Origin of the sequence: Nonomuraea sp. NPDC050202, assembly GCF_040656115.1 — a bacterium.
GTDB lineage: Bacteria > Actinomycetota > Actinomycetes > Streptosporangiales > Streptosporangiaceae > Nonomuraea.
Window position 1 is genome coordinate 125,625 of sequence record NZ_JBFALF010000028.1, and the last position, 11,701, is coordinate 137,325.

At 74.3% G+C, this 11,701-nt stretch carries 2 protein-coding genes; both read left to right on the forward strand.

The window, feature by feature from the left end; all coding sequences use genetic code 11:
- Positions 1–2 precede the first annotated feature (2 nt).
- On the forward strand, positions 3–9,776 hold the full coding sequence (locus AB0I79_RS46060) for a type I polyketide synthase (protein ID WP_357887534.1): 9,774 nt from the start codon (positions 3–5) through the stop codon (positions 9,774–9,776).
- 31 nt (positions 9,777–9,807) lie between these two features.
- On the forward strand, positions 9,808–11,701 hold a 1,894-nt coding region (locus tag AB0I79_RS46065; protein ID WP_357887537.1), incomplete at its 3' end, for a type I polyketide synthase.

The following is an 11,701-nucleotide window of genomic DNA, read 5'->3' on the forward strand; positions in this document are numbered from 1 at the left end:
GGATGACGGACAACGACCAGCTGGTGGAGTACCTGCGGCGGGTGACCGTCGAACTGCACGAGACCCGCCGGCGGCTGCGGGAGGCCGAGGAGCGCGACCACGAGCCGATCGCGATCGTGGGGATGGCGTGCCGGTACCCGGGCGGCGTGCGCTCGCCGGAGGACCTGTGGGAGCTGGTCGCCTCCGGCGGGGATGCGATCGGAGAGTTTCCGGCCGACCGGGGCTGGGACCTGGGGGCGTTGTTCGACCCCGACCCGGAGCGCGCTGGGCGTTCCTCCGTGCGGGAGGGCGGGTTCCTGTACGACGCGGGGGAGTTCGACGCCGGCTTCTTCGGGATCTCGCCGCGTGAGGCGCTGGCCATGGATCCGCAGCAGCGGTTGCTGCTGGAGACGTCGTGGGAGGCGCTGGAACGGGCCGGGATGGATCCCCACGCGTTGCGCGCCACCCCCACAGGCGTCTTCTTCGGCGCCGTCCCGCAGGACTACGCCGCTCCTCTGCACGCCGCGCCGGAGGGGTTCGAGGGGCACATGCTGACAGGCACGACGCCGAGCGTCGCGTCGGGCCGCGTGGCGTACACGTTCGGGCTGGAGGGGCCCGCCGTCACGATCGACACGGCGTGCTCGTCGTCGCTGGTGGCGCTGCACCTGGCGGCGCAGGCGCTGCGGGCGGGCGAGTGCACGCTGGCGCTGGCGGGAGGCGTCACCGTCATGGCGAACCCCGGGATGTTCGTGGAGTTCAGCCGTCAGCGCGGCCTGGCGCCCGATGGCCGGTGCAAGTCGTTCGCGGAAGGCGCGGATGGTACGGGCTGGTCGGAGGGTGTCGGGGTTGTGGTGCTGGAACGCCTGTCGGAGGCCAGGCGTCACGGGCATCGGGTGCTGGCGGTGGTGCGGGGCAGCGCGGTCAATCAGGACGGCGCCTCGAACGGGTTGACGGCGCCGAACGGGCCTTCGCAGGAGCGGGTGATCGCTCAGGCGCTGGCGGGGGCTGGGTTGTCGGCCGGTGATGTGGATGTGGTGGAGGCGCACGGGACGGGGACGGCGCTCGGTGATCCGATCGAGGCGCAGGCGTTGCTTGCGACCTATGGTCAGGGCCGGGAGCGGCCGTTGTGGCTGGGGTCGGTGAAGTCGAACATCGGGCATGCGCAGGCGGCTGCGGGTGTCGCGGGTGTGATCAAGATGGTGGAGGCGATGCGGCACGGCGTGTTGCCGCGGACTCTGCATGTGGATGAGCCGTCGTCGCATGTGGATTGGTCGTCGGGTGCGGTGGCGTTGCTGACCGAGCAGCAGCCGTGGCCTGCGGGCGATCGGCCCAGGCGGGCGGGGGTGTCGTCGTTCGGGATCAGCGGCACCAACGCGCACGTGATCCTCGAAGAGGCACCGGCGCTGGAGGAGGCCCCTGCTCAGGGTGAGCCCGGGGTCGTGCCGCTGGTGCTGTCGGCGCGTGACGACTCGGCGCTGCGGGAGCTGGCGGCGGGGCTGGCACCCGTGGTGGAGGCGCAGGGCCCGGCCAGGGTGGCGGCGGCGCTGGCTCGCCGCTCGGTGTTCGAGCACCGGGCCGTCGTGGTGGACGGTGCCGCCGGGATGCGGGCCCTGGCCGAGGGCGGTGAGTCGCCGGGTGCGGTGCGGGGCGTGGCGGGGGGTGACGGGCGTGTGGTCTTCGTCTTTCCCGGTCAGGGCTCGCAGTGGGCGGGAATGGGCGTCGGGCTGCTGGACGCGGCGCCGGTGTTCGCGGGACGGCTGCGCGAGTGCGCCGCGGCCTTGAGGCAGTTCGGCGATGTCGATGTGGAGGGGGTGTTGCGGTCGGGGGTGGTGCCGGAGCGGGCCGAGGTGGTCCAGCCGGTGCTGTGGGCGGTGATGGTGGCGCTGGCCGAGTTGTGGGGTTCGGTCGGGGTGAGGCCGGCGGGTGTGGTGGGGCACTCGCAGGGGGAGATCGCGGCCGCTGTGGCGTGCGGTGCGCTGTCTGTGGAGGACGGCGCGCGGGTGGTCGCGTTGCGCAGCCGCGCGCTGGCGCGGCTTGCGGGGCGCGGCGCGATGGCGTCGGTGTCGCAGCCGGTCGGCTGGGTGGAGGAGCGGCTCGCCGCTTTCGCGGGGGTGTCGGTCGCCGCGGTGAACGGCCCGGCGGCGACGGTGGTTTCGGGCCCGATCGAGGGCGTTGAGCGTTTTGTGGGGTTGTGTGCGGACGAGGGGGTGTGGGCGCGCCGGATCGCGGTGGACTACGCCTCCCACAGCGCGGCGGTGGAGGGGGTCGAGAACGAGATCCGGGGGCTGACGGTGCGGCCGCGCCGCTCGGAGGTGTCGTTCTTCTCCTCCGTGACCGGCACCCTGCTCGACACCACAGGCCTGGACGGCGACTACTGGTACGAGAACCTGCGGCAGCGGGTGCGGTTCACCGACGCGGTGGGGGCGGCGCGCGCGGCAGGCGTGGGTGCCTTCATCGAGGTGAGCCCGCATCCGGTGCTGGGGATGCACATCGAGGGAGCGCCCGTGGTGGAGACGCTCCGTCGCGACGAGGGCGGGCTCGACCGGTTCCTGCTGTCAGCGGGTGAGGCGTTCGTCCACGGGGTGCCCGTCGACTGGCCGCCTACGGGCCAGGTGCCGGCCGAGGTGCCGACCTACCCGTTCCAACGCCGGCGCTACTGGCTGGCGGCACAGCCGTCGCGGACCGACGTCCGGCAGCTCGGCCTGAGCTCCGCCGGCCACCCGCTTCTCGGCGCCGTCCTGGAGACCGCCGACGGCGGGCTCACCTGGACGGGGCGGATCTCGTCCGAGAGCCACCCCTGGCTGGCCGACCACGCGGTGTGGGGCGGGGCGCTGCTGCCGGGGACGGCGTTCGTGGACCTCGCGCTCCAGGCCGGCGACCAGGTCGAGGAGCTCACCCTGCACACGCCGCTGACGCTGCCCGAGCGGGGCGGCGTCCGGCTCCAGCTCGTCGCGGGGCCCGAGGACGGGACGGGACGCCGTACCGTGGCCATCCACTCACGGCCCGAGGACGCCGGGGACGGCGCCCCGTGGACGCGCCACGCCACCGGCGTGGTGGCCGGCTCCGGCGGAGCCGGCGCGGGCGTCGCCGAGACGCCGGGCGCCTGGCCACCGCCGGGGGCGCGGCCGCTGGACGTGGAGGATCTCTACGACCGGCTCGCCGTGCAGGGGTACGACTACGGACCGGCCTTCCAGAACGTGCGGGCGGCCTGGCGGCGCGGGGACGACGTGTACGCCGAGGTGGTCCTGCCGGAGGAGACGGAGGTGCGCGGCTTCGCCGTGCATCCGGCGCTGCTGGACGGGACCCTGCACGCCATCGGGCTGGGCGAGCTGGTCCCGGCCGCCGGACCGGACGAGATCCCGCTGCCGTTCTCCTGGACCGGCGTGCGCGTGCACGGGACCGGCGCCTCCGCCTTGCGGGTACGGCTCCGGCCCGGCCGCGACGGCGCCATCCGCCTGGACGCGGCCGACGACCAGGGGCGGCCGGTCGTGTCCGTGGACGCCCTGGCGATGCGGACCGCCTCGCGCCGCCGGTTCAGGACGGCGCGGCCCGACTCGCTGTACCGCGTCGGCTGGCCCGAGGTCGCCGGCATCTCTGGCACGGCGTCACGTCCGGCCACGGCGGTGTGCCCCGACGGCCCGGACGACCCCAGCAGCGCGGCGCGGTGGGCGCTGGAGCGGATCCAGCAGTGGCTGGCCGAGGACGGGAACGCGCCCCTGGTCGTGGTGACCCGCCAGGCCGTGGCGACGGGCCATGAGGACGAGCGGATCGATCCCCGCCAGGCGCCGGTCTGGGGGCTGGTCCGTTCGGCGCAGAGCGAGCATCCCGGCCGGTTCGTGCTGCTCGACGTGGACGACACCGAGAACCTCGAACAGACGGCGTCCCTCGCCGTGGCCTCGGGCGAACCCCAGCTCGCCCTGCGCGGCGGCCGGCTCCGCGCGCCGCGCCTGGCCCCCGCGGACGGCACCGGCGCGTCCCCGACCGCGACGTCCGGCCCGGAGGGGCCCGGTGTCTCGGAGATCGCGGCGTTCGGCCCGGACGGGACGGTGCTCATCACCGGCGGCACCGGGACCCTGGGCGGACAGGTGGCCCGCCACCTCGTCACCCGGTACGGCGTTCGCCACCTGCTCCTGACCGGCCGGCGCGGCGCGGACGCGCCCGGGGCGGGCGAGCTGGTCGCCGAGCTGGAGGCGGCGGGCGCGGAGGTGACGGTGGCCGCCTGCGACGTGGCGGACCGGGACGCGCTGGCGGCCCTGCTGGCCGGGGTGCCGGTCGACCGGCCGCTGCGCGGGATCGTCCATGCCGCCGCCGTGCTGGACGACGGAGTGGTGGAGGCGCTGCGGCCCAACAGGATCGACCGGGTGCTGCAGCCGAAGGCGCTGGCCGCCCGGCACCTCCACGAGCTGACACGAGAGCTCGACCTTTCGGCGTTCGTCCTGTTCTCGTCGCTGTCGGGCGTGCTGGGCGCGCCCGGCCAGGCCAACTACGCGGCGGCCAACGCCTATCTCGACGCGCTCGCCGCGCACCGCCGCTCGCTCGGGCTGCCCGCGATCTCCCTGGCCTGGGGGCTGTGGGAGCAGCGCAGCGCCCTGACCGGGGGACTGCGGGCCGCCGACCTCGGCTGGTGGCGCGAGGTGGGGGTCGCCTTCATGCCGACGCGGGATGGCCTGGCATTGCTCGACGCCGCCCTCGCCGCCCCGCCGGACGCGTTGCTGGTGCCCGCTCACCTGGACGCCCGCAGGGCCACGGCCCCGGTGCCGTCGATGCTGCGCGAGCTGGCACCCCGTACGGGCAGACGCCGGACCTCCGGCGATGCGGGCGGATCGTTGCGGCAGAGGCTGGCCGGGATACCGGCGGCCGACTGGGACCGGGTGCTGCTCGACCTGGTACGCGAGCAGGTCGCCACCGTCCTCGGGCACGCCGGCGTGGAAGCCGTCGAGCCGCGACGGGCCTTCAAGGAGCTCGGCTTCGACTCCCTGCTGGCCGTCCGGCTGCGCAACACGCTCAACAGCGTCACCGGCGTCGAGCTTCCCACCACCGTGGTGTTCGACCACCCCAGCCCGGAGGCGCTCGCGCGGCGGCTGCGCGAGGAGGTAGCGGACGACCCCGCCGCGGCACCGGCCGTGCCCGTACGGGAGGAGCACTCCGACGACGATCCGATCGTGATCGTGGGCATGGCCTGCCGGTATCCGGGCGGGATCTCCTCGCCCCAGGACCTGTGGCGGCTCGTGGCCTCCGAGGGCGAGGTGATCGGCGGTTTCCCCGCCGACCGGGGCTGGGATCTGGCCGCGCTGTTCGACGCCGGATCCGGCCGGGCGTCCGACACCCGGTTCGGCGGATTCCTCAGCGACGCCGGCGATTTCGACGCCGACTTCTTCGGGATCTCGCCGCGTGAGGCGCTGGCGATGGATCCGCAGCAGCGGTTGTTGCTGGAGGCGTCGTGGGAGGCGTTCGAGCGGGCCGGGATCGACGTGGCGTCCCTGCGAGGCAAGGACGCGGGAGTGTTCGTCGGCGCCATGCACCAGGACTACGGACCCCGCACCGACCAGGCCGACACCGGCGCGGACGGGTATCTGCTGACCGGTGGTGCGGCGAGCGTGTTGTCGGGTCGGGTGGCGTACACGTTCGGGCTGGAGGGGCCGGCGGTGACGATCGACACGGCGTGTTCGTCGTCGTTGGTGGCGTTGCATCTGGCGGGGCAGGCGTTGCGGCGTGGTGAGTGTTCGCTGGCGCTGGCGGGTGGGGTGACGGTGATGTCGTCGCCTGGGGTGTTCGTGGAGTTCAGTCGTCAGCGCGGCTTGGCGCCTGATGGCCGGTGCAAGTCGTTCGCGGAGGGCGCGGATGGGACGGGCTGGTCGGAGGGTGTCGGGGTTGTGGTGCTGGAGCGTCTGTCGGAGGCGAGGCGTCGGGGGCATCGGGTGCTGGCGGTGGTGCGGGGGAGTGCGGTCAATCAGGATGGCGCCTCGAACGGGTTGACGGCGCCGAATGGTCCTTCGCAGCAGAGGGTGATTGGTCAGGCGTTGGCGGATGCGCGTCTTGCGGCTGGTGATGTGGATGTGGTGGAGGCGCATGGGACGGGGACGGCGCTTGGTGATCCGATCGAGGCGCAGGCGTTGCTTGCGACTTATGGTCAGGGCCGGGAGCGGCCGTTGTGGCTGGGGTCGGTGAAGTCCAACATCGGGCATGCGCAGGCGGCTGCGGGTGTCGCGGGTGTGATCAAGATGGTGGAGGCGATGCGGCACGGCGTGTTGCCGCGGACCTTGCACGTTGATGAGCCGTCGTCGCATGTGGATTGGTCGTCGGGTGCGGTGGCGTTGCTCACTGAGCAGCAGCCGTGGCCTGCGATGGATCGGCCGCGGCGGGCGGGGGTGTCGTCGTTCGGGATCAGTGGCACCAACGCGCACGTGATCCTGGAAGAGCCGCCCGTGCTGGAGGAGGCTCCCGCTGAGGGTGAGCCGGGGGTCGTGCCGCTGGTGCTGTCGGCGCGTGACGACTCGGCGCTGCGGGAGCTGGCGGCGGGGCTGGCGCCCGTGGTGGAGGCGCAGGGCCCGGCCAGGGTGGCGGCGGCGCTGGCTCGCCGCTCGGTGTTCGAGCACCGGGCCGTCGTGGTCGGCGGCGTCGAGGGCCTGACGGCTCTGGCGGAAGGCCGGGAGTCGGCGCAGGTGGTGCGAGGTGTGGCCGGGGGCGACGGCCGGGTGGTGTTCGTCTTCCCCGGCCAGGGGTCGCAATGGACGCACATGGGGGCGCAACTGCTGGACACGGCCCCGGCGTTCGCGGGGCGGCTGCGTGAATGCGCCGCGGCGCTGCGCGAGTTCGGCGACCTCGACGTCGAGGCGGTGCTGCGGTCCGACGTGATCCCGGAGCAGGCCGAGGTGGTCCAGCCGGTGCTGTGGGCCGTGATGGTGGCGCTGGCCGAGCTGTGGCGCTCGGCGGGCGTGGTGCCGGCGGGCGTGATCGGCCACTCGCAGGGGGAGATCGCGGCCGCGGTGGTCAGCGGCGCGCTGTCCGTGCGGGACGGCGCCCGGGTGGTGGCGCTGCGCAGCCGGGCGCTGGGGCGCCTGGCGGGCCGGGGCGCGATGGCGTCGGTGTCGCAGCCGGCCGGCTGGGTGGAGGAACACCTCGCCAGGTTCGCGGGGCTGTCGGTCGCCGCGGTGAACGGCCCGGCCGCGACCGTGGTGTCCGGCCCGGCCGAGGCCGTCGAGGGCTTCGTGGCGTGGTGCGAAGCGGAAGGACACTGGGCGCGCCGGATCGCGGTCGACTACGCCTCCCACAGCGCGGCGGTGGAGGAGGTCGAGACCGAGATCCGGGCCCTGGAAGTCCGGCCACGGGCCTGCGAGATGGCATGGTTCTCCTCGGTGACCGGCGGGCCGATCGACACCACCGGCCTGAACGGCGACTACTGGTATGCGAACCTGCGCGAACCCGTGCGGTTCCTGGACGCGGTCAACGCCGCCAGGAGCGCGGGGCTGGGCACGTTCGTCGAGGTGAGCCCGCATCCGGTGCTGGCCATGCACATCGACGACGCGCCCGTGGTGGAGACCCTGCGCCGCGACGACGGCGGGCTCGACCGGTTCTGGCTGTCGGCCGGGCAGGCGTTCGTCCAGGGCGTCCCCGTCACCTGGCCGGCCACCGGCGCGACCCCGGCAGACGTGCCCACCTACCCCTTCCAACGCCGGCGCTACTGGCTGGAGCCCACCCACCACGATCCGGCGGACGCCGAGCTGTGGCAGGCGGTAGACGTCGGAGACCTCGACGGTCTCACCCGCAAGCTCCACCTGGCCGGCGACCCGCCGCTCAGCTCCGTCCTGCCAGCGCTCGCGAACTGGCGCAACCGCCACCACGCCCGCTCCGTCCTGGACACCTGGCGATACCGCGTCACCTGGCTGCACGCCGAAGCGGCGCCCGCCGCGCTGTCCGGCACCTGGCTGGTCGTCGTGCCGGGCAGCCACCTCGGCGACGCGACGGTGGAGGCGACCGTCCAGGCGTTGAAGAGAGCCGGCGCGTCACCGCGGACGCTGCCCTTCTCCGACCGGAGCACCCTCACCGCGGCGCTGGCGGCACGGCCCTCGGGTGTGCTGTCGCTGCTCGGCCTCGACGAGCGGGCCGGGCGGGACGGCGTGCCCGGCGGTACGGTGGCCACGCTGGAGCTGGTCCAGAGCATGGCGGCGGCCGGCAGCAGGGCCGCGTTGTGGTCGCTCACCAGCGGAGCCGTCGCCGCGGGGCCGGACGACACCGTGCGCAACCCCGCGCAGGCGGCCGTCTGGGGCCTGGGCCGGGTGGCGGCGCTGGAGCACCCGGAGATCTGGGGCGGCCTGATCGATCTGCCGGAGCACCCCGACGAGGCCGCGTACGCGCGGGTCTGCGCCGTCCTGGCCGGGCTCGGCGAGGAGGACCAGGCCGCGGTGCGGCCCTCGGGCGTGTACGTGCGGCGGCTCGTGCGCGCCCCGCTCGCGGGCGGCGGCCCGGCGGGCGAGCTCCGGCTGCGCGGTACGGCGCTGCTCATCGGCGGCACCGGCTCCATCGCCCCGTACGTGGCCCGCTGGCTGGCCGGACAAGGCGCCGAGCACGTCGTCCTGGTGAGCCGCCGGGGCCCCGACGCCCCCGGGGCGGCGGAGCTGGTGGCCGAGCTGACCGAGCTGGGCACCCGCGCCAGCGCCGTGGCCTGCGACGTCGCCGACCGGGACGCGCTGGCCGGCCTGCTGGCCCGGCTCGAGACCGACGGGCAGACCGTGCGGACGGTGGTGCACGCCGCCACCGCCACCCGGCTGGCTCCGCTCGCCGGCGTCACGGCCGCCGAACTCGGCGCCGTGGCGGCAGCCAAGATCCGCGGCGCCCGGCATCTGGACGAGCTCCTCGACCCCGGGCAGCTCGACCACTTCATCTGCTTCTCCTCGGTGGCCGGGGTGTGGGGGAGCGGTGACCACGCCTCGTACGCGGTCGGCAACGCCTACCTCGACGCCTTCGCCGAGCACCGGCGGGCACGCGGCCGGGCCACCACGTCGATCGCCTGGGGCGTGTGGGCCAGCGAGCGCATGCCCGACGAGGTGGACGAGACGCACCTGCGCCGCCAGGGGCTGCCGACCCTGCCGCCCGAGCTGGCGCTCACCGCCCTCGGTCAGATCCTCGCGGCGGACGAGACGTGCGTGACGGTGGCCAACGTGGACTGGGCGGTCTTCGCGCCGGTGTTCGCCTCCGCCAGGTCCCGCCCGCTGCTCGCCGCGATCGAGGAGGCGCGCGGCGACGGCGACACCCAGGACGGGCCGTCCGCCGGGCCCTCCGCCGGGCAGCCGTGGGCGGACCGGCTGGCCGGGCTGCCGCCGGCCGAGCGGGAGGCCGAGGTGCTGGCGCTCGTCACCGAGCACGTCGCCGCCGTTCTCGGCCACGCGACGCCGGACACGGTGGACGCCGATCGGCCCTTCAAGGACCTCGGCCTCGGCTCGCTGAGCGCGGTGGAGCTGCGCAACCGGCTGGGCGCGGCGACGGGCATGAAGCTGCCGGTCACCCTGGTCTTCGACCATCCCAGCCCGGCCGCGCTCGTCCGCCATCTGTGTGGGGAGCTGGAAGGGCGGCCCACCGTGCTCGCCGACCTGGACCGGCTGGAGGCCGCCGTCGCGGCGATGCCGGCCGACGGCCCGGACCGCGCGCTGGTCCGCAGCCGCCTGGCCGCGCTGGCGGCCGTCCTCGGCGGCGGCGCCACCGAGGACGTGGCCGGCTACGCCTCCCTCGACGACGACCTCGAATCTGCGACGGACACGGAGATCTTCGACCTCATCGATCGCGAGTTCGGCAATTCCTGAACGGCCCGGCGGACCAAGGACGGCGTTTCGCATGTCGGAAGACGAAAAGCTTCGCGAATACCTCAAGAAGGTCACCATCGAGCTGCGGGCCACGCGCCGGCGGCTCAAGGAGAACGAGGACCGCGATCGGGAGCCGATCGCGATCGTCGGCATGGCCTGCCGCTACCCGGGCGAGGCGAACACGCCGGACGAGCTGTGGGAACTGGTCGCGGCCGGCCGGGACGCCACCTCCGAGCTGCCGGGCGACCGCGGCTGGAACCTGGCCGCGCTGTACGACCCCGACCCCGGCCGGCCCGGCACCACGTACGTCAGGCGCGGCGGTTTCATGAGCGAGGTGGCCGGCTTCGACGCCGACTTCTTCGGGATCTCGCCGCGTGAGGCGCTGGTGATGGATCCGCAGCAGCGGTTGTTGCTGGAGAAGTCGTGGGAGGCCCTGGAGCACGCCGGGCTCGACCCGCAGGCCCTGCGCGGCAGCCACACCGGCGTGTACGTCGGCATCAACTACCAGGAGTACGGCCCGCTGTTCCACCAGGCGCCGCCGAACGTCAAGGGTCACGTGGTGACCGGTGTCGTGCCGAGTGTGGCGTCGGGGCGCATCGCGTACACGCTGGGGCTGGAAGGCCCGGCGGTCACCGTCGACACCGCCTGCTCGACCTCGCTGGTCGCGCTGCACCTGGCCGTGCGCGCGCTGCGCGCCGGCGACTGCGAGCTCGCCCTGGCCGGCGGCGCCACCGTGCTGTCGTCGCCGGGCCCGCTCGTGGAGCTGGGCGGGCAGCGGGTGCTGGCGGCAGACGGCCGCTGCAAGGCGTTCTCGGCCGGGGCCGACGGCATGGGCATGGCCGAAGGCGTGGGCATCGTGGTGCTCGAACGGCTCAGCGACGCCCTGCGCCACGGCCACCGGGTGCTCGCCCTGGTCCGGTCCAGCGCCATCAACCAGGACGGCGCCTCCAACGGCCTGACCGCGCCGAACACCCTCGCGCAGCAGCGGGTGATCCAGCAGGCGCTCACCGGGGCGGGGCTGTCACCCGGCCAGGTGGACGTCGTGGAGGCGCACGGCACCGGCACCGCGCTCGGCGACCCGATCGAGGCCCGTGCCCTGCTCGCCACGTACGGCCAGGGCCGGGAGCGGCCGTTGTGGCTGGGGTCGGTGAAGTCGAACATCGGGCACACGCTCGCCGCGTCCGGCGTGGCCGGCGTCATCAAGATGGTGCAGGCCATGCGGCACGGCACGCTGCCGCGGACGCTGCATGTCGACGAGCCGACACCCCACGTGGACTGGAACGCGGGCGGACTGGCCCTGCTCGCCGAGCCTGCGGCGTGGCCGCGCGGCGAGGAGCCGCGCCGGGCGGGCGTGTCGTCGTTCGGGCTGAGCGGCACCAACGCGCACGCGATCCTGGAGGAGTACCCCGAGCACGGCGCCGCCGGCGGCGCGGACATGCCCGTCATGCCCGTCATGCCCGTCATGCCGGTCGTGCTGTCGGCCAGGACCGGCGAAGCGCTGCGCGCCCAGGCCCGGACGCTGCTGAAGACCGGGCACGAGCCGCTGGACGTCGCCTACACCAGGAGCGTGCGGCCGGTGTTCGAGCACCGGGCGGTCGTGATCGCGCAGGACCGCGACGAACTCGCGGCCGAACTGGCCCGGATCACCGAGGACACCTCGCAACCCGTCAGCCCCGGCAAGGTGGCGTTCCTGTTCTCGGGTCAGGGGTCGCAGCGGCTGGGCATGGGCCTGGAGCTGTGTGAGCGGTTTCCGGTGTTCGCTGCTGCTTTTGATGAGGTGTGCGGGCGGTTGGAGCCGTCGTTGCGTGAGGTGATCGCGGCTGATGCGGTGGCTTTGGATCGGACGTTGTTCGCGCAGCCGGGGTTGTTCGCGGTGCAGGTGGCGTTGTTCCGGTTGGTGGAGTCGTGGGGGGTTCGGCCGGATT